This window comes from Variovorax sp. 01T432 (assembly GCF_056398605.1).
Genome location: NZ_JBFTPS010000056.1, coordinates 1 through 23,249 on the forward strand (window position 1 = coordinate 1; position 23,249 = coordinate 23,249).

Annotated in this window: 25 protein-coding genes and 1 pseudogene; 11 read left to right on the forward strand and 15 right to left on the reverse strand. The window is 69.1% G+C overall.

Going from position 1 to position 23,249, the window contains the following annotated elements; all coding sequences use genetic code 11:
• The 3 genes and pseudogenes from AC1DNF_RS29280 to AC1DNF_RS29290 form a co-directional block, all read left to right on the forward strand.
• Window positions 1-228: pseudogene (locus AC1DNF_RS29280) on the forward strand (type I secretion system permease/ATPase); the annotation flags it as partial.
• Window positions 228-1,562 (forward strand): HlyD family type I secretion periplasmic adaptor subunit, encoded by a 1,335-nt coding sequence (locus AC1DNF_RS29285; protein WP_478152167.1) that lies wholly within the window; start codon window positions 228-230, stop codon window positions 1,560-1,562. The pseudogene AC1DNF_RS29280 and the gene AC1DNF_RS29285, both read left to right, overlap by 1 nt.
• Entirely contained in the window at window positions 1,552-2,889 is a 1,338-nt protein-coding gene (locus AC1DNF_RS29290) for a TolC family outer membrane protein (protein WP_478152168.1), read from the forward strand. The genes AC1DNF_RS29285 and AC1DNF_RS29290 overlap by 11 nt, the downstream gene beginning before the upstream one ends.
• Window positions 2,890-2,891: 2 nt before the next feature.
• Here the strand turns inward: AC1DNF_RS29290 and AC1DNF_RS29295 are convergent, their stop codons facing one another.
• Both AC1DNF_RS29295 and AC1DNF_RS29300 read right to left on the reverse strand, forming a co-directional pair.
• Window positions 2,892-4,124 carry an RNA polymerase sigma factor gene (locus AC1DNF_RS29295; RefSeq protein WP_478152169.1) on the reverse strand — a complete coding sequence of 411 codons (1,233 nt, stop codon included), beginning with the start codon at window positions 4,122-4,124 and terminating at the stop codon, window positions 2,892-2,894.
• On the reverse strand, window positions 4,121-4,474 hold the full coding sequence (locus AC1DNF_RS29300; protein ID WP_478152170.1) for a YciI family protein: 354 nt from the start codon (window positions 4,472-4,474) through the stop codon (window positions 4,121-4,123). The genes AC1DNF_RS29295 and AC1DNF_RS29300 overlap by 4 nt, the downstream gene beginning before the upstream one ends.
• 122 nt (window positions 4,475-4,596) lie before the next feature.
• On the opposite strand from AC1DNF_RS29300, the gene AC1DNF_RS29305 reads away from it, so the two are divergent.
• Window positions 4,597-5,562, forward strand: a complete 966-nt coding sequence (locus AC1DNF_RS29305; protein ID WP_478152171.1) for a threo-3-hydroxy-L-aspartate ammonia-lyase — start codon at window positions 4,597-4,599, stop codon at window positions 5,560-5,562.
• A gap of 21 nt (window positions 5,563-5,583) precedes the next feature.
• Here AC1DNF_RS29305 and AC1DNF_RS29310 read toward each other — a convergent pair whose 3' ends face one another.
• From AC1DNF_RS29310 to mutL, 4 genes are all read right to left on the reverse strand, one after another.
• On the reverse strand, window positions 5,584-6,231 hold the full coding sequence (locus AC1DNF_RS29310) for an ABC transporter ATP-binding protein (RefSeq protein WP_478152172.1): 648 nt from the start codon (window positions 6,229-6,231) through the stop codon (window positions 5,584-5,586).
• Window positions 6,228-7,202: a tRNA (adenosine(37)-N6)-dimethylallyltransferase MiaA gene (gene miaA / locus AC1DNF_RS29315; RefSeq protein WP_478152173.1), complete on the reverse strand. Its 975-nt coding sequence runs from the start codon at window positions 7,200-7,202 to the stop codon at window positions 6,228-6,230. Before miaA ends, AC1DNF_RS29310 begins: the two co-directional genes overlap by 4 nt.
• Before the next feature lie 43 nt (window positions 7,203-7,245).
• Window positions 7,246-8,226, reverse strand: a complete 981-nt coding sequence (locus AC1DNF_RS29320) for an alpha/beta hydrolase (protein ID WP_478152174.1) — start codon at window positions 8,224-8,226, stop codon at window positions 7,246-7,248.
• Between the two features lie 160 nt (window positions 8,227-8,386).
• Window positions 8,387-10,255: a DNA mismatch repair endonuclease MutL gene (gene mutL / locus AC1DNF_RS29325; RefSeq protein ID WP_478152175.1), complete on the reverse strand. Its 1,869-nt coding sequence runs from the start codon at window positions 10,253-10,255 to the stop codon at window positions 8,387-8,389.
• Between the two features lie 48 nt (window positions 10,256-10,303).
• Between mutL and AC1DNF_RS29330 the strand changes: the two genes are divergently transcribed.
• Window positions 10,304-10,966 (forward strand): DedA family protein, encoded by a 663-nt coding sequence (locus tag AC1DNF_RS29330; RefSeq protein ID WP_478152176.1) that lies wholly within the window; start codon window positions 10,304-10,306, stop codon window positions 10,964-10,966.
• Window positions 10,967-10,970: 4 nt separating this feature from the next.
• Here AC1DNF_RS29330 and AC1DNF_RS29335 read toward each other — a convergent pair whose 3' ends face one another.
• From AC1DNF_RS29335 to AC1DNF_RS29350, 4 genes are all read right to left on the reverse strand, one after another.
• Window positions 10,971-12,320: an alpha/beta hydrolase family protein gene (locus AC1DNF_RS29335; RefSeq protein ID WP_478152177.1), complete on the reverse strand. Its 1,350-nt coding sequence runs from the start codon at window positions 12,318-12,320 to the stop codon at window positions 10,971-10,973.
• 96 nt (window positions 12,321-12,416) lie between these two features.
• Window positions 12,417-12,692 carry a glycine zipper domain-containing protein gene (locus AC1DNF_RS29340; protein WP_478152178.1) on the reverse strand — a complete coding sequence of 92 codons (276 nt, stop codon included), beginning with the start codon at window positions 12,690-12,692 and terminating at the stop codon, window positions 12,417-12,419.
• A 166-nt stretch (window positions 12,693-12,858) separates the two neighbouring features.
• On the reverse strand, window positions 12,859-13,908 hold the full coding sequence (locus tag AC1DNF_RS29345; protein ID WP_478152179.1) for an NUDIX domain-containing protein: 1,050 nt from the start codon (window positions 13,906-13,908) through the stop codon (window positions 12,859-12,861).
• Window positions 13,909-13,940: 32 nt separating this feature from the next.
• Window positions 13,941-14,813, reverse strand: coding sequence for a cysteine hydrolase family protein (locus AC1DNF_RS29350; RefSeq protein ID WP_478152180.1), 873 nt, complete (start codon window positions 14,811-14,813; stop codon window positions 13,941-13,943).
• Between the two features lie 159 nt (window positions 14,814-14,972).
• Between AC1DNF_RS29350 and AC1DNF_RS29355 the strand changes: the two genes are divergently transcribed.
• The 4 genes from AC1DNF_RS29355 to AC1DNF_RS29370 all read left to right on the forward strand — a co-directional run bounded on the left by AC1DNF_RS29355 (window position 14,973) and on the right by AC1DNF_RS29370 (window position 17,294).
• Entirely contained in the window at window positions 14,973-15,245 is a 273-nt protein-coding gene (locus AC1DNF_RS29355; protein WP_478152181.1) for a hypothetical protein, read from the forward strand.
• 41 nt (window positions 15,246-15,286) lie between these two features.
• Window positions 15,287-15,727: a hypothetical protein gene (locus tag AC1DNF_RS29360; protein WP_478152182.1), complete on the forward strand. Its 441-nt coding sequence runs from the start codon at window positions 15,287-15,289 to the stop codon at window positions 15,725-15,727.
• A gap of 200 nt (window positions 15,728-15,927) precedes the next feature.
• Window positions 15,928-16,785 (forward strand): methyltransferase, TIGR04325 family, encoded by an 858-nt coding sequence (locus tag AC1DNF_RS29365; RefSeq protein WP_478152183.1) that lies wholly within the window; start codon window positions 15,928-15,930, stop codon window positions 16,783-16,785.
• Between the two features lie 146 nt (window positions 16,786-16,931).
• The gene (locus AC1DNF_RS29370) at window positions 16,932-17,294 is read left to right on the forward strand and encodes an HU family DNA-binding protein (RefSeq protein WP_478152211.1); all 363 of its coding nucleotides are present in this window, start codon (window positions 16,932-16,934) and stop codon (window positions 17,292-17,294) included.
• A 67-nt stretch (window positions 17,295-17,361) separates the two neighbouring features.
• Here AC1DNF_RS29370 and AC1DNF_RS29375 read toward each other — a convergent pair whose 3' ends face one another.
• From AC1DNF_RS29375 to tsaE, 3 genes are all read right to left on the reverse strand, one after another.
• Window positions 17,362-17,736 (reverse strand): VOC family protein, encoded by a 375-nt coding sequence (locus tag AC1DNF_RS29375; RefSeq protein ID WP_478152184.1) that lies wholly within the window; start codon window positions 17,734-17,736, stop codon window positions 17,362-17,364.
• Between the two features lie 61 nt (window positions 17,737-17,797).
• Window positions 17,798-19,225: an N-acetylmuramoyl-L-alanine amidase gene (locus tag AC1DNF_RS29380; RefSeq protein WP_478152185.1), complete on the reverse strand. Its 1,428-nt coding sequence runs from the start codon at window positions 19,223-19,225 to the stop codon at window positions 17,798-17,800.
• Complete coding sequence (gene tsaE, locus AC1DNF_RS29385) at window positions 19,222-19,719, reverse strand: tRNA (adenosine(37)-N6)-threonylcarbamoyltransferase complex ATPase subunit type 1 TsaE (RefSeq protein WP_478152186.1); 498 nt, start codon at window positions 19,717-19,719, stop codon at window positions 19,222-19,224. The genes AC1DNF_RS29380 and tsaE overlap by 4 nt, the downstream gene beginning before the upstream one ends.
• Here tsaE and queG point away from each other — a divergent pair.
• Window positions 19,705-20,775 carry a tRNA epoxyqueuosine(34) reductase QueG gene (gene queG / locus AC1DNF_RS29390; RefSeq protein ID WP_478152187.1) on the forward strand — a complete coding sequence of 357 codons (1,071 nt, stop codon included), beginning with the start codon at window positions 19,705-19,707 and terminating at the stop codon, window positions 20,773-20,775. The genes tsaE and queG overlap by 15 nt on opposite strands.
• Here queG and AC1DNF_RS29395 read toward each other — a convergent pair.
• Complete coding sequence (locus tag AC1DNF_RS29395) at window positions 20,762-21,214, reverse strand: hypothetical protein (RefSeq protein WP_478152188.1); 453 nt, start codon at window positions 21,212-21,214, stop codon at window positions 20,762-20,764. The two genes, queG and AC1DNF_RS29395, sit on opposite strands and share 14 nt — an antisense overlap.
• A 31-nt stretch (window positions 21,215-21,245) precedes the next feature.
• Window positions 21,246-22,163 (reverse strand): AEC family transporter, encoded by a 918-nt coding sequence (locus tag AC1DNF_RS29400; protein WP_478152189.1) that lies wholly within the window; start codon window positions 22,161-22,163, stop codon window positions 21,246-21,248.
• 96 nt (window positions 22,164-22,259) lie between these two features.
• On the opposite strand from AC1DNF_RS29400, the gene AC1DNF_RS29405 reads away from it, so the two are divergent.
• Window positions 22,260-23,234, forward strand: a complete 975-nt coding sequence (locus AC1DNF_RS29405; protein ID WP_478152190.1) for a tripartite tricarboxylate transporter substrate binding protein BugE — start codon at window positions 22,260-22,262, stop codon at window positions 23,232-23,234.
• Window positions 23,235-23,249 lie beyond the last annotated feature (15 nt).

The following is a 23,249-nucleotide window of genomic DNA, read 5'->3' on the forward strand; positions in this document are numbered from 1 at the left end:
CTGGACTGCGAGAGCGAGCGCGCGGTGCACGACAACATGGCGCGCATCTGCCGCGGCCGCACGGTGCTGATCGTGGCGCACCGGCTGTCCACGCTGCGCCTGGCCCACCGCGTGATGGTGCTCGAAGAGGGGCGCCTGGTGGAGGCGGGCAGCCATGCGGAGCTGATGCGGCGCGAGGGCCGCTACCGGTCGCTGTACCGCGCGGCCCAGGTGCCGGAGGCGGCGTGATGCGTGATGCGCAGCCCTTCGAGACGGCGGCCGGCGAGCTCATCGGCACATCGGCCCTGGTCTTGCAGCGGGACCCGCCGCGGGCGGTCTCGCGCATGGTCACGGCGGCGCTCTGCGCGATGGGCGCGGGCGGCCTGGCCTGGGCCTGTCTCGCTTCCATGGATGTGGTGGTCACGGCCCAGGCGCGGGTCATTCCGCCCGGGCGCAGCAAGGTGGTGCAGCCGCTGGAAGCCGGCGTGGTCAAGGCCATCGCGGTCAAGGATGGCCAGCGCGTGAACGCGGGCGATGTGCTGCTGGAACTCGACAGCACGGCCACGGATGCGGACCGGCGCCGTCTCCAGCGCGAGCTGTGGGAGGCCGAGGCCGACATCCTGCGGCTGTCGTCGATGCTCGAAGGCGCCGCCACGATGCCGCCCGCCGAGGGCATTCCGGCCGAACTCATGGCCAACCAGCAGTCCATTCTGGCCAGCCGCATGAGCGAGCAGCGCGCGAAGCTGGCGGCGCTGGACGCGGACATGGCGCGCCGGCGCGCGGATGGCGACGCCATCGCCGCCGGCATCGCGCAGCTGGGCCAGAGCCTGCCGCTGTTGAAGAAGAAGCACGGCATGCGGGAGGAGCTGGCCTCCACCGGGCACATCGCCGAGACGGGCGTGATCGAGTCGCGGCTCGAAGTGCTCGGCATGGAGAAGGAGCTCGCGGTGCAATCCAAGCGCCTGACGGAGGCCCGCGCGGGGCTCGCCGCGGTCGTGCAGCAGCGCGCGCAGGCCCAGGCGGAGTTTGGCGCGCGCACCAGCGCCGAGCGGGTGGAGGCCGGCCGCAAGCGCGATGCGGCACGGCAGGAACTGGTGAAGGCCAGCCAGCGCATCGAGCTGCAAAGCCTGCGCAGCCCCATCGATGGCGTGGTGCAGCAGTTGGCGGTGAGCACGGTGGGCGGCGTGGTCACGCCCGCGCAGGCGCTGATGACGGTGGTGCCCGCCGACTCCGCGCTCGAGGTCGAGGCGCAGGTGTTGAACCGCGACATCGGCCATGTGAAGGTCGGCCAGCGCGTGATCAACAAGGTCGAGACCTTCGACTTCACGCGCTACGGCTACATCGAGGGCATGGTGCTCTGGGTGGGCACGGACGCGGTGAGCGACCCGAAGCTCGGTCCGGTCTACCCGGTGCGGATCAGGCTGTCGAGCGCGCACACGCCGGGCGCCGTTGCAGGAAGACAAGGGGCGGTCAGCGCGGGCATGAGCGTGACGGCCGACATCCGCACGGGCGAGAGGCGCCTGATCGAGTACTTCCTGGCGCCTCTGCTGCGCTACCAGCAGGAGGCACTGCGTGAGCGCTGAACGCTGGCTGGTCGGCGTGATGCTGGCCCTGGGCGGTTGCTGCGCGATGGCCGCCGACCTGACGGAGGTCTATCGCAAGGCGCGGGATCGTGACCCGGTGTTTCGCGCGGCCTGGCATGCCCTGCGTGTCGCGGGCGAGCGCGTGCCGCAGGCGCGCGCCGCGCTGCTGCCGGCGCTCTCGCTGACCAGCGGCGCCGGCCGGCAGGATGGGCGCGCGTCCTTCGGCGGGGCGCCGGATGAAGAGCGCAGGGTTCGCAGCTGGAACTGGAGCCTGCAGCTCACGCAGCCGCTGTGGCGCGCGGCCGCCTGGGCGGCGCTGGATCTGGCGGGGCAGGAGGAGCGGCTCGCGCGGGAGCGCTTTCGTCTGGCCGAACAGGATCTGGCGCTGCGCAGCGCGCAGGCCTACTTCGACGCGCTGGTCGCGGGCGAGGCCGAGCGGGTGGCGGGCCTGCAGGTGGGCGCGGTCGAGCAGCAGCTCGACCTGGCGCGCAGGAATTTCGAGGTCGGCGCGGCGACGGTGACGGACATGCGCGAGGCCCAGGCCCGGCTCGATCTCGCGCGCGCGCAGGCGGTGGCCGCGCGCAATGAACTCGACAACAGGCGCACGGAGCTGGAACGCATCCTCGGCGAACCGGTCGATCGCCTGGCGGGCCTGCGGCCGGACAGCAGCCTGCCGCCGCCCCAGCCCCAGGACGCGCGCGCCTGGGCCGACAGCGCGCGCGAGCAGGCGCCGCAGGTGCGCATCGCGCAGGCGGCCTGGGAGGTCGCGGCCCGCGAGATCGAGAAGAACCGCGCCGCCCACCAGCCGAGCCTGGACCTGACGGCGAGCTATGGCAGCAACTACGGCTCGGGCACGCTGTCGTCGCCGGCGGATGTCTCGTCGCGCAGCCGCTCGGGCCAGATCGGCATCAACTTCTCGCTGCCGCTGTACGCGGGCGGCGGCGTTGAGTCGCGGGTGCGCGAGGCCTTGGCCGCGCAGGACAAGGCCGGGGAAGAGCTGGAGGCCGCGCGGCGCCAGGCGGCGGCCTCGGCGCGCCAGGCCTTCGCGGGCGTGGTGAACGGCCTGGCCCAGGTCGACGCGCTGGCCTCGGCGGTGCGCTCCAGCGAGAGCTCGCTGGAGGCCAACCGCATCGGCTACCGCATCGGCACGCGCATCAACATCGATGTGCTCAATGCCCAGCATCAGCTCTATGCGGCCCAGCGCGACTGGCACAAGGCGCGTGCCGAGACGCTGATGCACGGCCTGCGCCTGAAGGCCGCGAATGCCACGCTGGAGGAGGCGGATCTGGAAGCCGTCAACGCCCTGCTGGAAGAAGCGCCTTCCTGAGTTCAGAGACGGGCGACCGCCGCGTTCAGGTAGTCGCGCACCGCCGGGCTGGCGCTCAGGCCGCCGGCGCGCGCATAGGCTTGCCGCGCGGCCTCGGCATCGCCGCTGCCGCCGAGCATGTGGGCGCGCGCGGCCCAGAAGGGCTGGTAGCTGGCGACCTCGGCCGCGGCGATGGCGTCCAGGGCCTGGAGGCCGGCCGCGGGCCCCTGCGCGGCGGCCACGGCGCAGGCGCGGCTCACCCGCGCGCCGATGCTCGGGCGCAGGGCCAGCAGGGCGTCGTAGAGCGCGACCAGCGCATCGGGCGGCACCTCGGCGCCCAGGCGCCGCGCGCAGTGCGCGGACTGGATGGCGGCCTCGATCTGGTAGGCGCCGAGGGCGGCCAGTTCCGCCGCGTGGCGCAGCACGCGCTCGGCCTGTTCGCGCATGGCGTGGTTCCAGCGCGATGTGTCCTGCACGTCGAGCGGCACGTAGGCGCCGGTCTCGCTGCGCCGGGCGGCGGCGCGGCTTTCGCAGAAGAGCATGAGCGCCAGCAGGCCCTGCGGCTCGGGCTCCTTGGGCATCAGGGCGCACAGGATGCCGCACAGGTCGATGGCCTCGGCCGTCAGGCCGCGCTGCGAGGCGTCGGCGCCGTCGACGTCGTCCCAGCCGGTGCCGTAGGCGGCGTAGATGCCGTCGAGCACGTCCATCAGCCGCTGCGGCAGCTCGCGCGCCTGCGGGAACTCGAAGGGGATGCCCGCCGCGCGGATGCGGGCCTTGGCCCGCACCAGGCGCTGGCCGAGGGTGGCCGGCGCGACGAGGAAGGCGCCGGCCATGCGCGCGGCGTCCAGCCCGAGCACGGTCTGCAGCATGAGCGGCGCGCGCGCCGCCGCGTCGATGGCGGGGTGCGCGCAGACGAAGAAGAGGCGCAGCCGCTCGTCGGGCACGGCCTGGCCTTCGATGCTGTCGGCCTCCACCTCGTCGGCGAGCAGCAGCAGGGTCTGGGCCGCGGCATCGTGGACCTGGTCGTGGCGCCAGGCATCGAGCGTGCGGTTGCGCGCCACGCTCAGCAGCCAGGCCTCGGGCTGGTCCGGGACGCCGTCGACGGGCCAGCGTTCGAGCGCGCGCGCGAAGGCATCGGCCAGTGCGTCTTCCGACGCGGCGATGTCGCGCGTGCGCGCCGAAAGGATCGCCACCAGCCGGCCATAGGACTGGCGCGCGGCCCTCTCGGCGGCCTCGTGGGCCTTGCCTTCGCTCACATCGGGGCCGTGAACACCGGGCGCACCTCCACGCCGCCGGTGGTGGCGCAGGGCGCGCGCGCGGCCCATTCGAGGGCGGTGTCGAGGTCCGGCACGTCGATGATGAAGTAGCCGCCGAGCTGCTCCTTGGCATCGGCGAAGGGGCCGTCCTGCACCTGGCGCTTGTCGCCGCGCACGCGCAGGGTGGTGCCCGTCATCGGCGGCTGCAGGCCATGGCCGTTGAGCGCGATGCCCGACTGGCGGATCGCGCCGATGTAGGACATCCAGCCGGACATGTAGGCCTTGGAATCCGCTTCGCCTCGTTGTTCGAATTCGGCGTTGGGTTGATAGAACATCAGCATGTATTGCATGGGGAACTCCGTCCTGGAAGAAAGAGCAACGCAGAGCAGGATCGCTCATCCCAATGACGGCTGGCAAGCGGTCTTTTCGACAGGCGACCAGCCGATGAATCCGACGCGCTAAGCTCCATGCCATGCTGACACTTCCCACCTACGACGACGTCATCGCCGCGGCCGCGCGGCTCCAGGGCCATGCCCATCGCACGCCGGTGCTGCGCTCGCAGACGGCGGACCAGCGATGGGGCGCGAAGTTCTTCTTCAAGTGCGAGAACTTCCAGCGCATGGGCGCCTTCAAGTTCCGCGGCGCCTTCAACGCGCTGTCGAAGTTCGATGATGCGCAGCGCAAGGCGGGCGCGATCGCCTTTTCCTCGGGCAACCATGCGCAGGCGGTGGCCCTGGCGGCGCGCCTGCTGGGCATGCCGGCGGTCATCGTGATGCCCACCGATGCGCCGGCCGCCAAGCTCGCGGCCACGCGTGGCTATGGCGCCGAGGTGGTGATGTACGACCGCTTCACCGAGGACCGCGAGGCGCTCGCGCGCCGGCTGGCCGGGGAGCGTGGCATGACGCTGATCCCGCCCTACGACCATCCCGACGTGATCGCGGGGCAGGGCACGGCCGCCAAGGAACTGTTCGATGAAGTGGGGGCGCTCGACATGCTCTACGTGTGCCTGGGCGGCGGCGGGCTGACGAGCGGCTCGGCGCTGTCGGCGCGCGCGCTGTCGCCGCAATGCAAGGTCTACGGCGTCGAGCCCGAGGCGGGCAACGACGGCCAGCAGTCGCTGCGCGCGGGGCACATCGTGCACATCGAGACGCCGAAGACCATCGCCGACGGCGCGCAGACGCAGCACTTGGGCGAGTACACCTTCGGCATCATCCGCCGCGACGTGGACGACATCGTCACGGTGAGCGACGCGCAGCTGGTGGAAGGCATGCGCTTCTTCGCGGAGCGCATGAAGATCGTGGTCGAGCCCACGGGTTGCCTCGCCTTCGCGGCGGCGTGCGCGGCGGGGAGCGCGATACGCGGCGCGCGGGTGGGTGTGATCGTGAGCGGCGGCAACGTCGACCTGGGGCGCTACGCGGCGCTGTTGGCCGGCGACTGAGCCGGCGGCCGGCCGCGCCCTTCAGGCGCGAATGCCCGACGCGCTCAGGTGCAGCACGCGGTCGGCGCGCGCGGCGGCGGTCTCGGAGTGCGTGACGAGCACGAGCGCGGCGCCATGCTCGCGCGTCTGCGCGAGCAGCACATCCATCACGCGCGCGGCGGTGCTCGGGTCGAGGTTGCCGGTGGGTTCGTCGGCGAGCAGCAGCGCCGGGCGGTGCACCAGCGCGCGCGCGATCGCGACGCGCTGCAGCTGGCCGCCGCTCAACTGCTGGGGCAGGCGCGGGCCGAGGCCTGCGAGGCCGACGGCGTCGAGCATCTTCGCCACGCGCGCGTCGTCGCGCTGGCCCAGCAGCATCAGCGGCAGCGCGACGTTCTGCGCCACGTCCAGGTGGGGCAGCACGTGGAAGGCCTGGAAGACGAAGCCCACGTGCCTGCGGCGCCAGAGAGCGCGCGCTTCGGCATCGAGCGCGCCGATGTCGGTGCCGTCATGCACGACGGTGCCGGCATCCCAGCTGTCGAGCCCCGCCATGCAGTTGAGCAGCGTCGACTTGCCCACGCCCGACTCGCCCACGATGGCGATGAACTCGCCCGCCGCGACTTCGAGCGACACGTTCTCGAACACGGGCACGTCGCCGTAGTGCTTGCCCAGGCCGTCGATGCGCAGCGTCATGCGATGTCCAGCACCTGGCGCCGTACCTGCTCGATGGCGTCCGGGGCCTCGGCGGCGATCACGCGCCGCCGCGGCATGCTGCGCAGCCAGGTCATCTGGCGCTTGGCCAGCTGGCGTGTGGCGGCGATGCCGCGCTCGCGCAGCTCGGCGAGGGGGTAGGCGCCGTCCAGCGCCTCCCAGGCCTGGCGGTAGCCGACGCAGCGCATGGAGGGCAGGTCCGGCGAAAGATCGCCGCGCGCGCGCAGGGCCTGGACTTCCTCGATGAAGCCGGCCTCGAGCATGGCGTCGAAACGCGCTTCGATGCGCTGGTGCAGCCAGGCGCGCTCGCTCGGTTCGAGCGAGAACATCGCGAGGGCCTGGGGCCCGCCGCTGTCGGCATCTTCTTCCGCGCGATGGGCGCGATGGAAGCTCGACAGGGGTTGTCCGCTGCTGTGCCAGACCTCCAGCGCGCGCTGGATGCGCTGGCTGTCGTTGGGCGCGAGCCGCGCCGCCGTGACGGCATCGACCTGCGCGAGGCGCGCATGCATGGCGGGCCAGCCGAGCGCGGCGGCTTCGGCCTCCAGCTGGCTGCGTACGGCGGGGTCGGCCGCGGGCATGGCGTCGATGCCATCGGCCAGCGCCTTGAAGTAGAGCATCGTGCCGCCCACGAGCAGGGGCAGCTTGCCGCGTGCGCCGATCTCGCCGATCAGGCGTGTGGCGTCCTCCACGAAGGCGGCCGCGCTGTAGGCTTCGCGCGGGTCGCGGATGTCGATGAGGTGGTGCGGCACTTCGGCGAGTTCGGCGGGCGTGGGCTTGGCGGTGCCGATGTCCATGCCGCGATAGACCAGCGCCGAATCGACGCTGACGATCTCCACCGGCCGCGCGCGCGCGATGGCGAGCGCGGCGGCGGTTTTTCCGGAGGCGGTGGGCCCGGCGAGGGCGATGTAGCGCAACGCGGATGGCCGAAGGGCCCGTGCGGTGGAAGAGGGCATGCGCCCTAGGGTAACAAAGCCGGCGCCGGGCGCTGGCGGCCGATCAGATCGCTTGCCCGTCCGTCCGGGCCTGACGATGCGCCGCGTCGGACACCTTGGCCGCCGGCATTGAAGCCGGCGCTGGAGCTGCCGGCGCTGCTTCCGCGTTGGCCGCCATCTCGGTGGGCGGCTCCTTCATGCGGAAGAGTTGCGTCAGGGCCGCGCGGTACTGCGCCTGGCCGACCGAGTTGGTGTTGTGATGCGAACCGCCTTGCACCAGCACGAAGAGCTTGGGAACGGTGGCCGCGTCGTACAGCTTGCGCCCGAGCGTGGGGTTGATGAGGCTGTCGGCCGTGCCATGGACCACCAGCAGCGGCGCGCCGATGTCCTTGACCTTGCGGATGGCTTCGAAGCGCTGCGTGATGAAGGGGCCAAAGGGCAGCCAGCCCCATTTGAAGCTGCTCACCACGTCGGCGATGGAGGTGAAGGTGCTCTCGACGATGGTGCCGCTTTCGTCGGACACCTGCGAGGCGAGGTCGATGCCGATGGCGCCGCCGAGCGAATGGCCGAAGATGTAGCGGTGCTGCTGCGGGTGGCGCGCGGCGAGCCAGGTCCAGGCGGCACGGGCATCTTCACGGGCCGAGTCTTCGGAAGGCAGCGCCTTGGTGCTCTTGCCGAAGCCGCGGTAGTCGATGGCCAGCACCGAGAAGCCCAGCTCGTGCATGCGCCACATGCGCGGTGCCGAGCCGGCCACGTTGTACTTGGCCCCGTGCAGGAAGAGCATGACGGGGGTGTCGGCGGATTCCGGCTTGTCGCCGAGCCACAGCCCGTGCAGGCGAACCTGCTCGCCCGTCACGGCGGACTTGTAGTCGATCCAGACGTCCTCCATGCCCTGGGTCATCGCTTCGGAATTGCCCCAGCTCTTGTCGCTCGGCTGGAAGATCCATTCGCGCTGATGCTCGTCGAGTGTGGCGCACCCGCCCGCCAGGATGGCGACCAGCGCCGCGGCGGATGCGACTCTTGCGAAGAGGGACCAGGATTTCATGAGGTCTGGGAAAGACAGGCAGAAAGCCGGAAAGTTCGACGACAGGCTCTATGCAACGTGCGTGCCCGGTCCCTCGATGACCCATGAAAACCCTCGAATTGCCGCCAGTCCGCCGCCAAATGTGCGGAATTTCGCGTCAGGCGGGGAGCGCGGAGGGCTTTTAGCGGCCGCGCATGAAAAGACTGTCGAGTTCCCGGATCGACAGCTGGCGCCAGGTCGGACGGCCGTGGTTGCACTGGTCGGAGCGCTCGGTGGCCTCCATCTGGCGTAACAAGGCGTTCATTTCGTCGAGGGTCAGCTTGCGGTTGGCGCGCACGGCGCCGTGGCAGGCCATGGTCGACAGCAGCTCGTTCCGGGCCCGTTGCACCACGGTGCTGGCGTCGTGGTTGGCCAGCTCGGCCAGCACGCTGCGCGCGAGTTCGACCGGGTCGCCGTCGGCCAGGGTGCCCGGCACCGCGCGCACCGCGAGCGTGCGCGGCGAGAACGGCGTGATCTCGAGCCCCAGCGAGGGCAGGGCCGCGGCGCAGGCCTCGGCGGTCGCCACTTCCTGGGGCGTGGCGGCGAAGGTCGCCGGAATGAGCAGGGGCTGGCTGGTGATGGCGGCGCCGTCGAGCTGCGTCTTGAGGCGCTCGTAGACGATGCGCTCGTGGGCGGCGTGCATGTCGACGATCACCAGGCCCTGGCTGTTCTCGGCCAGGATGTAGATGCCCTGCAACTGGGCCAGGGCGCGGCCGAGGGGCCAGGTTTCGGCGGCGGCGGCCGCGTCGATCCCCGGCATCGGCTGTGGCGTGGGCGCGAAAGAAGCGGCCGGCGTTGCCGTGGGCAGTGCCCGCTCGTCGGTCGCGGCGGACGGAAGCGCCGCCTCGCGCGCCTGGGTCGGCCACATGGCCGCTGCGTCGCCCAGGCCGTGTGGCGCCGTGAAGCGCATGCCGGGCTGGGTCCAGGATGCGGTGGGTGGCAGCGGGCGGGGCTTGAAGAAGGGTTCGGCCGGCGCGGCGGCCGCGTCGCCGGCGCGTGGCGCGGCGAGCGCGTCCTCGATGGCGTGGCGCACCGCCTGGTGCACTTCGCGCCCGTCGCGAAAGCGCACCTCGATCTTGGTCGGATGCACGTTGACGTCGACCCGCGCTGGATCGATCTCGAGGTACAGCGCGTAGACCGGCTGGCGCTGACCGTGCAGCACGTCCTCGTAGGCGCTGCGCACGGCGTGCGCCAGCACCTTGTCGCGCACGAAGCGGCCATTGACGTAGAAGAACTGCTGGTCACCGCGCGAGCGGGCGGCGTCGGGGATGCCGGCGCGTCCGGTGACGCGCACCGGGCCGGCGCCGTGTTCGACGGCAACGCTCTGCGCGACGAAGTCGGCGCCGAGCGCATCGGCCAGCCGCTGCTCGCGCGCGCCGGCGGCGCGCCACTGCTCGACCAGTTTGCCGTCGTGCCACACGGAGAAGCCGACCTCGGGCCGCGCGAGCGCATGGCGACGCACGGCTTCGATGCAATGCGCGAGTTCGGTGGCGTCGGTCTTCAGGAACTTGCGCCGGGCCGGGGTGGCGAAGAAGAGTTCGCGCACTTCGACGGTGGTGCCGGCGGCACGCGCGACGGGCCTGAGCTCGCCGGTGCGGCCGTCCAGCGCGAAGGCGCTGTCGGCGCCGGCGAAGCGCGACAGGAGGCTGAGTTCGGCAATGGCGTTGATGGCCGCGAGCGCCTCGCCGCGAAAGCCCATGGTGCCCACGGTTTCGAGGTCGTCGAGGCTGGCGATCTTGCTGGTGGCGTGGCGGCGCAGGGCCAGCGGAAGTTCGTCGCGCGGCAGGCCCTGGCCGTCGTCCTCGACCGAGATGAGCCGCACGCCGCCGGCGGAGAGGCGCACCGTGACCTGGCGCGCGCCGGCATCCAGCGCGTTGTCGAGCAGTTCGCGCACCACGGAGGCGGGCCGCTCGACCACCTCGCCGGCGGCGATCTGGCTGATCAACTCATCGGGAAGTTCGCGGATCGGCCGGCGCTCCGCGGGGGCGATGGAGAAGGGGAGTGCACTCACAGGGACATTCTAGAAGGGGGCCGCGGCCGCCCCGGGATAATGGCCGCCATGGAAATCATCAGCTATCTCGTCGACTTCATCCTGCACGTCGACAAACACCTCGAAGCCTTCGTCATCGCCTACGGGCCTTGGGTCTATGCGCTGCTGTTCCTGATCGTGTTCGTCGAGACGGGCCTGGTCGTGATGCCCTTCCTGCCGGGGGACTCGCTGCTCTTCATCGTCGGCGCGCTGTGCGGCGCGGGCCTGATGAGCTTTTCGATCGCGGTGCCGATCCTCGTCGCGGCGGCGATCCTGGGCGACCAGTGCAACTTCGGCATCGGGCGCTACTTCGGGCCCAAGGTCTTCCAGTGGGAGAGTTCGCGCTTCTTCAACCGCAAGGCCTTCAACCAGGCCCACGCGTTCTATGAGCGCTATGGCGGCGTGACCATCATCCTGGCGCGCTTCATGCCCTTCATTCGCACCTTCGCCCCCTTCGTCGCCGGCGTGGCCGACATGACCCGTGTCAAGTTCAGCCTCTACAACATCACGGGCGGGCTGCTGTGGGTGGTGGGCATCTGCACCGCGGGCTACTTCTTCGGCAACTTCCCGCTGGTGCGGCAGCATCTCGACAAGATCATCTGGGCCTTGATCTTCGTGCCGGGGCTGATCGCGATCTTCGGCGCTTGGCGGGCTGCGAAGGCCGAGCGCGCGCGCGCCGCGGCGGGCGCCTGATTCGTCAAGGCCGCGTGCGGGCGGGCACGCGAGCGGCGAGCGGGCGCGGCGAGTACGCCGGGTCGAAGTGGCAGCCGGCCCCGAAGCGCGGCTCGAAGCCGCGGCAGCGCTCGGCCACCGAGGCGGGCGTGGGCTTGCGGCCTTCGTCGATCCAGTCGAGCAGCGACGCGAAGAGGGTCGGGTATTCGGGATCGCTCAGGTAGCTGTGCTCGGCCTCGCGGCTGAAGGTCTGCACCAGAAGGCCCGCGGTACCCGCGCGTTCCCGCACTTCGCGATAGGCGGATTCGAGTTCGACGAAGGCAGTGGGGTCGTCGATGGCATGGAGGGTCACAGTCGGAATGACGACATGGCCCGTGGGGTTGCTGTCGGCCGCGAGCTGGGCGACGGCGGCGGGGTCGGCCGCATAGCGCGGCACGCCGGCGTTGAGCGCGGCGTCGTCGCGCGAGCCGCTGTAGACGGCGCCGATGTTGCCGAAGGGATTGCGTCCGCCCAGCCGCTCGTGCACCACGTCGTTGAAGAGGTAGGTGGCCCAGTTCATGTTGGGGACCAGCGAACGCTCCGGAATGCGGATCACGTCGAGGATGGTCGCGAGATTGGCGCGCTGCTGGGCCGTGCGCTGGGCGGGCGGCTTGTCGACGCCCGTGCAATCGTCGATGCGCCCGCGCAGCTGGGCACGCGTGAGTTTCGAATTCGCGGGCAGGCCCTGCCACAGCGGGTAGGCGGGCTCGGTGGGCAAGGGATGGTTGTGGCAGACGTACTGGTAGACCACGCGCAGGTCGAGCCGGTAGTCATAGGCTTGGGTGCCGCCGCCGAGCACGCCGCTGGTGAGGAGGACGCCGTCATACGGGCCCTTGCGTCCATCGACCGTGGCATAGATCTCGGCCGCCTTCGCCGCGACGCCCGCGCCATAGCTCTGGCCGTGCAGGATGGTGCGCCGTGGCGCGCCGAAGTTCTGCACGAACCATGCGCGCAGCCGTTCCGTGTCTTCGGCCGCCATCGTGACGCCGTAGCCGCCGCGCCGGTAGGTCGAGCCCGCCCATGCGTATCCCGCCTTGACGGTGACCGCCCAGCGCTGCAGGTCTTCGGTGGCGCGCGCCAGTGTCGGCTTGCCCAGCTCGGGGCCGCCATGGGCGTGCATCACGAGCACGCGGTTCCAGTCGGCCGGGATGGCCACCCAGAAGAAAGCGCCGGCGCCGTCCTGGCCGCTGTAGCAGCGCGTGCCGGCGGGAAGTCCGTCCGGGCATGGCGATGCGGGGGGGGCGACCGTGGCCTGCGTTGTGGAGGGCGCGTTCGTGCCGCAGGCCGACAAGGCGAGGAGGCTCGCGCCGATGCAAAGTGTGAGGCGTTGTCTCATGCCCCCGGTTATACGGGGACAACGCCGATGGGGCCGGGTCGGGCAAGAAAAAGCGCGTCCGTGGACGCGCTTGTCTTCTTCAGTCGAAACTCGGGCTCAATAGCGCGGGCCGTTGTTGGGGTAGTAGCGGTTGTTGTAGTTGCGCTGGTCCGCGTTGCGGCCGACCTCATTGCCGATCAGGCCGCCGATGGCAGCGCCACCCACGGTCGAGGCGGCGTTGCCGCCGATGGCATTGCCCACCAGCGCACCGCCGACGGCACCGCCCGCAACACCCAGTTGCTGATTCGGCCCGGTGCCGGCGCAGCCCGCAAGGGTCATGACCGCCGCAGTGGCCGCGCCCGCAATCCAGAGGCTCAAGAGTCGTGTCTTCATGATGTCCACCTTTCCTTGTTTGGTGGATTCATTCTGTGGAGAAGCCCGCGCGCGCTTGTAGGAGCCGGCCCCGGTGTGCTGAACGAATGCGCGTCCGGAGGATGAACGACAAGGGCCTCCGGCGCCGGCGAGAATACTTACAGGACGCTGCGCGCCAGCCGGAGATTCAGGTCAACGCGAGGAACTGGTCGAGGATGTGGAAGTGGTCCTCGAAGAACTGGTCCTCCATGCCTGTCAGTTCATCGATGGGCACCCACAAGGCCCGCCTCGCGCCCTTGTCCGGGTCCAGGTCGGACTGCACTTCCGGCAGCGGCGCGCTTCCAAGATCGAACAGGAAGGCCATCGAGATGATGCGGCCGCGCAGGCCGCGGCCCGGGTGATCGAAGACGGCGGAGGCTTTCAGATGATCGCGCAGCGCCACCTCCAGGACCGGAAAGTTTGTTTCTTCCTTGAGTTCGCGCACGGCGGTCTCATAGAAGCTCTGGCCTTCTTCCATGAAGCCGCCCGGCACCGCGTAAAGGCCCGCCCCGGCGCCTTCCGCGCGCTGGATCAGCAGCACGTGGCCCGCGCAGACGACGACCGCGTCGCCGGCATTGGCGAAAGGCGCGGTCCACTTTGCCCGGTACGCGCGCAGCCATGCCGCATCCGCCACCAGACGCTCGGCATGGGGGAGGGACCACCAGGCCGACAGGTAGGCATGCACGCCCGGCGGCACGAGCTCCCGCAACCGCGTGAAGATCAGGTCCCGCGCCTGGCCGGGCGTCTCGAACAGGACGCCCCGCACCGCGCTCGCGTCGATATCTGCGGCGCGCGGGCGCTCCAGCAACGTCCAGCCGGGGAAGCGGCTGAGGTAGTAGCTGGATTCGTCCTTGAAGTGGCCGATCAACGCGATGCGCCGGGCCTGGGGTGCGGCATCGGTCACGCTGGCGCGCACCGCGGCGACCCAGCGGGTGTCGTCGTAGTAGTCACGCACGGGGACGAAGAGCAGCCGCCCTCGTTCCGCGTCCGGCACGCACGACCGGATCATGTCCGAGCGCTCCTGCCAGGTGAAGGGATTCTTGGGCGTGCGCGCCTGGAAGGCGGAGCCGAGGACCACGGCCACTTGCGGCGCGAGCGCGAGGGCATCCATCAGGATGGCCTGGTGGCCCAGGTGCGGCCCCTGGAAGCGGCCGATATAGACGACGAGGTCGAAGGGGTCCTGCGCGGTGTCGGTCATCGGATTGCTTTCGCTGCGGTCCGCTGGGGCCTTCAGGGGGCCCCGTTGGAGATCAGCTCATCGATGAATTCCGCGCTCGTGGCCGTTCGCAGGCCGCGCTCGGTCATGTTCGCGAGGAAGGCCTGGTACTGGGGCTCGAAGCCGCTCACCGGGCTGATGCAGTCGGTGAGGAGCACGAGCTTGCCCAGGCTCTCGGCGCCGAAGTTGTCGGCGATGTGTTCGGTCGTCGCCCTGACGCAATGGCTGCCCGCCTCGCCGGCGATCAGGACCACGTCGGCCTTCGACAGCAGGTCGATGAGCGGACGGTTGAGCCGGGTGGCCGGGTCCTGCGCGTCGGGTACCTCGGCCTGCACGGCGCTGTAGTGCTCGGTCCACGGATTGGCGCCCTTGATCACCTTGTTCACCGTTCGCAGTCCGCCTTCTTCCCATGCGTTGTAGGCGGCCCGGACCTCGGCATGCACGTTGTGGCCCCAGGTCCCGATCTCGCAATGCGGCGGCCACACCATGTGCACATAGCGGCCACCGGCTTCGAGCGCGTCGAGATAGGCGAGCGCGCGCGCCCTCGCGTCGGCATGGCGGGGCAGGTACCTGCCTTCGCGCACCTGCGCTGCCGTGATCGTCGTAAAGGGTTGTACGGCCGTGCCGTCGCCCTGCATCCACATCGCGGGGCGCTCGATGCCCACGCGGTGGTGCGAATCGAGCGTGACGGAGATGTCGGTGAGGCCGCGCTGGCCGCGGCGGATGAATCCGGCCAGGCGCAGCATGTCGGCATGGGCGCCGGGGACGGGGAGTTGAGGCTGGGTGCGCTGCCCCGGGGCCAGCGGGTCGGCGGGGAGATAGTCCAACGGGAGGTCGCAGAAGTCGTTCTGTGGGTCGATGACAAGAAGATGAATGCTGCGTTTCAATTCTCCGGCTCCTTCGGTTGGGTTGCGCGGAGCATTGTCATCCGTGATCCGTGATCCGTGATCCGTGATCCGTGATCCGTGATCCGCGCCGTCGACGCGAAACGTCCATTGGAGCTTTCGCAGGTGTAAGCTGTTTCGCCGGATTCTTGAGGAGGCGCGATGAACACTTCGACCACGAAGGCGCGGGAAGCTGCTCGCTTCGAATATGGCGGCTGGCTCGTCGTTGTGGCGCTTGCGGAGACTTCCGACAGCACCATCTCCGGTCATGCCTACCTGCACTACGAGGGCATCCACAGGTGCACCATCGCGCTGACGAATCCCCATCATTCCTGGGAGAGCGCGACGCATACCCTGACGCACATGGCCCAGGCCTTCGTCGATGGCTGGAAGACGAGGGATCACCTCGGCGACACGGGATTCTGCGATTTGTAGCCCGCACGGTGCCGGCCGCAACACCCCCAAAGGAGAACGCCATGGAACCGGACAACGTCAAGACGCCTTCCGAACTCTCGGATGAAGCCAGGCAGACCGCGCGAGAGGCGTTGCAGGCCGTGCAGGGGTATGCACGGGAGAGCGGGCAGATCGGCAGGGATGCCATTCAATCGATTCGGTCCGCGGTCGAGGATGCCAGGGACATGGGCGAGCAGGCAGCGGGGACCGCGGCGGGGCTGGCGAACGATGCCAGGGACCTCGCGAGTGACGCGGCACGAACCGGCAAGGTCTACGCCAAGGACGCCGTCAACGCGACTGGCCGCAAAATCAGGAGCTTCAGGGGCCGCGTCCGCGATGCCAGGGACCGTTGCGCGCACTATGTGGCCAGCGAGCCGGTGCGTGCTTCCCTGGTCGCGGCGGCGGCCGGCGCGGTGCTGGCGGCGCTCCTGCTCTCGGTTGCCAGGGGCAGCCGGCGCGGCTAGACATGGATATAAGTTATAGGTATCGGGAGGTTTGGCTAGGCCGAATGGCCATTGTGAAGTGAGCACTTTTGACTACACTGGCGCGATGCGCGGCGACTTAGTCCTTCTGTTTATCCCCACGGTATTCATCGTCAGGCAGATCATTGCCATCGGCAGCGCTCCCGGCCACCTCATGACTTGATAGTTATTCTGGAGTCGACATGTCTTTGCTCAGCGTTGTCCGTACAGCCCGTCAGATACTGGATGGCCCCCTCGTTCGGCCCGCGCGCGTCCATCTGGGGCGCCAGCAGTTCCTGTCGCGGGAAGGCTGGGGCGCCCATTTCGGCGTGTTCGACAGCTTCGCGGCCGCGCGTGCCTGGCTGCCCCGCAGTCCGGAGTTCGACCATGCGGCCCTGGCTGCCGAATACGTGGATGTCCGTTCAAAGAAGGTGTTTGCCTACGACTACCCGGTGATGCAGTGGCTGCAGCGTGCCTTTCAGGGTGGGGCGACGAGCGTGCTGGATATCGGTGGCTCGGTGGGGGTGCACTACTACGCCTATCACCGGTACTTCGACATGCCTGCCAACCTGTCGTGGCATGTCGTGGAAGTGCCGGCGATGGTGGCCATCGGCCAGGACCTGGCCGTGCAGAACGGAGCGACGGCCCTGCACTTCATGGACGATCTTGATCGGACGGCCACGACGAGGACCCATGACGTCTGGCTCTCGGCGGGTGCCCTTCACTATCTCGAGGATGCGCGCCCGGAGCGGCTTCTCAAGCTGTGCGCCGTACGGCCGAAGCACATCCTGCTGAACAAGCTGCCGCTCTATGGCGGCGAGGACTTCGTCACGACGCAGAACATCGGCGAGGGGTCCTTCGCGCCTTTGCACGTCTACAACCGGGCCCGCTTCATCCACAACATCAAGGAACTGGGCTATACGCTCTGGGACAAGTGGGCGGTTCACGAGCGGTCGATGTACCTGCCCGGCCATCCGGATCGCTCCTTCCCGAGCTTCACGGGGCTCTATTTCGTGGACAGCGAGAGCGTCGCGAACAAGCCAAAGCCCCTGTTGTCCTGAGCGCTCGCGCACCTGCGGCGCGACTCCGGTCCCCGGGGCTTCACTGAGCCCCGTCCTCACTCGGCTACACTCCGCGCCGCTTGCAGCGCTTGTCGAATGCTGCGCCGCCATCGGCAACATGGCGAATTCATCCAAGGAAAATTTCAGTGAACCGTATCGAACTCGTCGAGAAAATCGCCTCCGCACACAACGTCAGCAAGGCCGAAGCCGCCCGCATCCTGGAAACAGTCACCGGCTCCATCGTCACCGCCGTCAAGAAGGGCGACCCCGTCCAGCTCATCGGATTCGGCACCTTCAAGCAGGTGGCGCGTGCCGCTCGCTCCGGGTTCAATCCCCGCCTCGGCGAGAAGATCAAGATTGCCGCGCAGAAGGTGCCGAAGTTCGTCCCCGGCGCGGCATTCAAGGCGGCCATCGACCCCAAGGCCGCGAAGCGCAAGGCTGACAAGGCGGCAGCCAAGCCCGTGGCCAAGAAGGCCGCTCCCGCCAAGAAGGCTGCGGCCAAGAAGTGATGCGTGCGGCTTCGGCCGCATGTCGCTGAGAGCGGCCCCGCGTGGGCCGTTTTTTGTGGGCGGTCGCTCAGGCGCTCTGGATGACCGCCATGATGTTGCCTTCGCTGTCCTTGAACCACGCCGCCTTGGCACCGCCCTGGTTCACGATGCCGTTCGCGTCCTGGCCCGGCATGCCGTAGTCTTCGAACTCGACGCCGCGAGCCTTCAGCTGCGCGACCTCTCCCGCGATGTCCTCGACTTGCCAGAAGGCCTGGCTGGCCCGAGAGGTGCCGGCATTGGGCGTCAGGTACAGGAATGCCCCGGTGCCGCCGGCGCATTCATAGTGGACACCGCCGGCGATCTCCGCTTTCGGTCTGAACCCAAGCTTCTGCTCGTAGAACTGCCGTGCGCGGGCGAGGTCCCTGGCGGGGATGTAGGCAAAGACGGGGGATTGCTGCAGCATCTCGCTCTCCTGTTCGCCGCCACAGTCTGAGCCGGGAGGCCTGCAGGCGCAAGCTCTGCGGCTACAGCTGTCTGCTTCGCGCCAACGGTGGGTTCTGGGCGAAGTAGCGCTGGATGCCGCGCATCAGCGCATCCGCGAGGTCGTCCTGGTAGACCGCGGTGCGCAGCTTGGCCTCTTCCTCGGGATTGCTGATGAAGGCGGTCTCGACCAGCACGCTGGGAATGTCCGGCGCCTTGAGCACGGCGAAGCCAGCCTGTTCGACCTGGCCCTTGTGCAGCCGCGCACCCATGCCGCGAATTTCGCCCAGCATCCAGCCGCCGAGCTTGAGGCTGTCGTTGATCTGCGCGGTGGTGCTCATGTCGAGCAGGGCGCGCTGCACCTGGGCCTCATGGTTGCCGACGTTCACGCCGCCGATCTTGTCGGCCTGGTTTTCCTTGTTGGCCATCCAGCGCGCGGCACTGCTCGACGCGCCGCTCTGGCTCAGCGCGAACACGCTGGCGCCACGGGCCTCGGGCGTGGTGAAGGCGTCGGCATGAACGCTGACGAACAGGTCGGCCTGCACGCGGCGGGCCTTCTGCACGCGAACGCCCAGCGGCACGAAGAAGTCGGCATCGCGCGTGAGGAAGGCGCGCATCGGATTGCCGTTGACGCTGCTTGCATTGATGCGGTCGCGCAGCTTGTTGGCGATCAGCAGCACGATGTCCTTTTCGCGCGTGCCGTTGGGTCCGGTCGCGCCCGGGTCCTCGCCGCCGTGGCCGGGATCGAGCGCGACGATGATGATGCGGTCGGTGCGGCTGGCGCTCGCGACGGCCGGCGCCGCCGTGACGGCGGCCGGCGGCAGGATGGTCGGTGTGGCCGTGGGAGCGCGCCCCATGAGCACGGGCGCCGGAGGTGGCGGGGGCGTTGAGGCCGCGCGCCGCGACGCCTGCTGCGCCATTAGCTCGCCGAGCGGATCCTGGGCCGGGGCGGGCGCGGGCGCATCGGCGACCGCGCTGTCGCGGCCCGCGGTCTTGGGTGCATCGCGCAAGCGCTCGGCGATCAAGGCCTCCATCGGGTCGACGGCTTCCTGCGGGTAGAGATCGAGGACCAGCCGATGCTGGTAGGCCGCGATGGGCGCCAGCGAGAACACCTGCGGCACCACCGGCTGCTTCAGATCGAACACGATGCGAACCACGTTGGGCGCGAACTGCCCCACGCGAAGGCCGTTGATGTAAGGGTCGCCGGGCTTGATCTTGCCGACCAGCTCGCGCAGTTCGGGGTTGAGGTCGATGCCTTCGATGTCGACGGCCAGCCGCGGCGGGCTGCCGACCACGAGCTCCTGCGAATGCAGGCGGCCATCGGACTCGATGGTGACGCGGGTGTAGTCGGCCGCGGGCCAGACGCGCACCGCCACGATGGTGGCGCCGCTGGCGATCTCGTGCATGCCGAGCAGAAGCGCGAGGCTGCCGCCTTGCAGCAGGAGACGTCGTTTCAGGCCTTCTGCTTTCATGCGGCGTCGGCAAGCAGCCGGCTGCCGCGCGGGGTGTTCGCGCGCAGGGTCACGGTGCGGGTATCGTCAGTCATTGCTTCGATTTTAATAGCGAGGTCGGCAAGCGGAATGCGCCCCGCGGCGTTCTCGGGCCATTCGGCAAGCTTCAGGCCGCTGCCCGCGAATATGTCACGGAAGCCCGCATCTTCCCACTCGCGTGGATCATTGAAGCGATAGAAGTCGAAGTGAAAGACGGCGAGCCCACCAGGCGCCTCGTGCGGCTCGACGACAGCGTAGGTGGGGCTCTTGATGCGGCCCTCGATGCCGAGCGCGCGCAGCAGGTGGCGAACGAAGGTGGTCTTGCCCGCGCCCAGATCGCCCTGCAGCGAGATGAAGGCATCGCGCAAGTGGGGCGATCGCGCGAGGGCGCGCGCCAACGCGTCCGTGTCCTCTTCGGTTCGCCAGACGCGGGTGGCGCTGTGCGTTTCTACAATCGGCAGGTGATCGGCAGCCATCAACTCGTCATTCGGATTCAGGCTTTGGCCCGGGAGCTCGGATTCTCCCAAATCGGCATCGCAGGTGTCGACCTGTCGAGCGCGGAGGCGGGGCTGATGCAATGGCTGGCGCAGGGCTTTCATGGCGAGATGCATTACATGGCCGCGCACGGCACGCGGCGCGCGCGACCGGCGGAGCTGGTGCCCGGCACAGTATCGGTGATCACCGCCCGCATGGATTACCTTGCGCGCGACACGCCCGACGACTGGCAGGCCATCGAGTTCGATCGCCTCACGCGGCCCTCGGAAGGCATCGTGTCGCTGTATGCGCGCGGTCGCGACTATCACAAGGTGCTGCGCTCGCGTCTGGCAAAGCTGGCCGAGCGCATCGCCGAGGAAGTCGGGCCCTTCGGCCATCGCGCCTTTACCGATTCGGCGCCGGTGCTCGAGGCGGAGCTTGCATCGCGCAGCGGCCAGGGCTGGCGCGGCAAGCACACGCTGGTGCTGGACCGCGAGGCGGGCTCGATGTTCTTTCTTGGCGAGATCTACGTCGACATGGCGCTGCCGCCGAGCGAGCCGGTCACGCCGCATTGCGGCAGTTGCAGCGCATGCATCGACGTGTGCCCGACCCGGGCCATCATCGCGCCGCACCGGCTCGACGCGCGACGCTGCATCTCGTACCTCACGATCGAGCATGCGGGGCCGATTCCGCTCGAGCTGCGGCCCCTGATCGGCAACCGCATCTACGGCTGCGACGACTGCCAGCTCATCTGCCCATGGAACAAGTTCGCGAAGAGGAGCGCGCTGCCGGACTTCGACGCGCGCGCGGGGCTCACTGGCCGCCAGCTCGGCGAGCTGTTCGCGTGGAGCGAAGAAGACTTCCGGCGCTACACCGAAGGCAGCCCCATCCGGCGCATCGGCCATGAAAGGTGGCTGCGAAATGTGGCGGTTGCACTGGGCAATGCCTTGCGCGCGGGGGACGAGAAGGCGCGCGCCGCCCTTGCCACGCGCGCGACGCATCCCGGCGCGCTGGTGCGCGAGCACGTCGAATGGGCGCTGGACTTCAGTGCCGGATGATCGCGGAGATCTGCGCCGTGCCTGCATCAAGCGAACGCATCGAACTCAGCCGCAGCGAGGCATACCTGAGGATCGGGTTGTTGATCAGCTTGCCGCTGAAGTGGCCGTTGAAGCGCGCGTCACGGCAGCCGCTCACGTTCAGGTCCAGCGAGGCATTCGCGGCCGAGATGTAGGCGGTGCCGGAGCCGGTCATCACGCAGGCGGCTTCGGACACGGTGCCGTTCAAGGTGCCGTCGTGGTCGATCCGAAGTTCGCCGGGATACACCGCCGGCGCGCCCTGCGCGCCGGTGTCCTGTTGCACCACCGTGAACAGGAAGGACCCCCGCCATGCGCCCTGGTAGCGCGTGTACTCCTGCGCCTGCGCCTGCGCCTGCGCCCCCGCGGCGCACGCGAAGGACAGCGTGAGGATGCTTGCGGCTGCTGCCAGGTGGGGGTGCATCGGGGCATCGTAGCGGCTGGACGGATGTCGTCTACCGCGTCAAGGCCAGGCCGAAGGGCAGGCTGAGCACGCCCAGCAAGGTCGAGATCGTCACCAGTCCCGCCACGAAGGGCCCGTTGTAGCCCATGCGCACCGCCAGCACATAGGCGCTGGAGGCCGTCGGCACGGCAGAGAAGATCATCAATACGGTCGCCTGCGCCGCGTCCAGCTTCAGCGCGACGGCCAGTCCCCAGCCGATCAGCGGCGAGACGAGATGGCGGATGGCAAGGACCGACAGGGCCAGCGCCTTGCCGCGCGCCAGGGTCGCGAACTGCATGCCCGCACCGGCGGCCATCAGACCGAGGGCGAGCGACGCGGCGCCGATGCGCGAGAGCGTGGGCTCCAGCCAGCCCGGCACGGCGAAGCCGAGCAGGTTGACGATGAGCCCGCTCACCGTGGCGATGATCAAGGGGTTGCGCGCCAGCTGCCGCGCGAAGCCGCTCTGCGCGTGCCGCGTCATCGGCCACACCGCGGCGATGTTGAACATCGGCACGCAGACGCCGATCAGCACCGCGATCATCAGCAGGCCCTCGCGCCCGGCCAGGCGTTCGGCCAGCGCGAGGCAGATGAACGAATTGAAGCGAAAGCCGATCTGCGCGCTCGCGGCGTGGTCGCGGCGGTCGATGTGACGGCCGAGCACCGGCAGGTGGGGCAGCACGTAAGTCAGCACGATGGCGCACAGACCCACGCCGACGCCGCCGATGAGCAGATTCGACGTGGCGCCGAAGTCCAGCGGACTGCGCACGATCGAATGGAACAACAACACAGGAAAAAGAAAGTAATAGACAAGGCCTTCCACCTGGTCCCACACGCGGCGGTCGAGGGGGGTGTAGCGGCACAGGAACCAACCGCATGCAATGAGGGAAAAGTCGGGAAAGAGCAGTTGCGCGTAGTTCACCCGTTCGAGCATAAACGCCCCATTTCCCGTGGGTAATCCACGAGTCGAGGGGCCGGGCGACCCGTTAGCATCCGGGGCTTTGTTTCTCTGGCTGCAGGAGGCCACTTAATGCAACGTCGTCAATGGAATGCGCTCGCAGGCGCGGCCGCGCTGGTTCTGGTCGCCGGCCCGAGCTGGGCGCAGAACTATCCCAACAAGCCCATCGAGTTGCAGGTGCCCTTCGCACCCGGCGGCACCACCGACATCGTGGCGCGCGTGATCTCCGAGCCGCTCGGCAAAGCGCTGGGCCAGAGCGTCATCGTGATCAACAGGGCCGGGGGCGGAGGTATCGTGGGCGCGGCCGAAACCGCGCGCGCGGCGCCTGACGGCTACAAGCTCGGCGTGGCGACGGTGTCGAGCACGGCGGCCAATCCGGCCATCAATCCCAAGACGCCCTACGACCCGGTCAACGACTTCACGCCGATCGTCAACATCGCCGCGACGCCGAACATCATTGCCGTGAATCCGAGCTTCCCGGCCAAGAACTATGCGGAGTTCGTGGCCGAGCTCAAGAAGAATCCGGGCAAGTATTCCTATGCGTCCTCGGGCACGGGCGGCATCGGCCATCTGCTGATGGAGCTCTACAAGAGCCTCACCAATACCTTCGTCACGCACATTCCCTACCGCGGTGCCGGCCCGGCGCTGAACGACGTGGTGGCCGGCCAGGTGCCGATCATGTTCGACAACATTCCCTCGACGCTGCCCTTCATCAAGGCCGGCCGGCTGGTGCCGATCGTGGTGGCGGCGCCGCAGCGGCTGAAGGAGCTGCCCAATGTGCCGACCTTCAAGGAAGTCGGCCTGGAGCCGGTGAACCGCATGGCCTACTACGGCATCCTGGGCCCCAAGGGCCTGCCGAAGGAGGTGGTCGATAAGATCAACGCCGGCGTGAAGAAGGCGGTCGAGGATCCGGTCGTGCGCAAACGCATCGAGGACACGGGCTCGCTGGTCGTGGCCAACACGCCCGAGCAGTTCGCCGAGCAGATCAAGGCCGAGTACGCGGTGTACAAGCAGGTGGTCGTCAAGCAGAAGCTGACACTCGACTAAGGCGGGCTTTCTTGC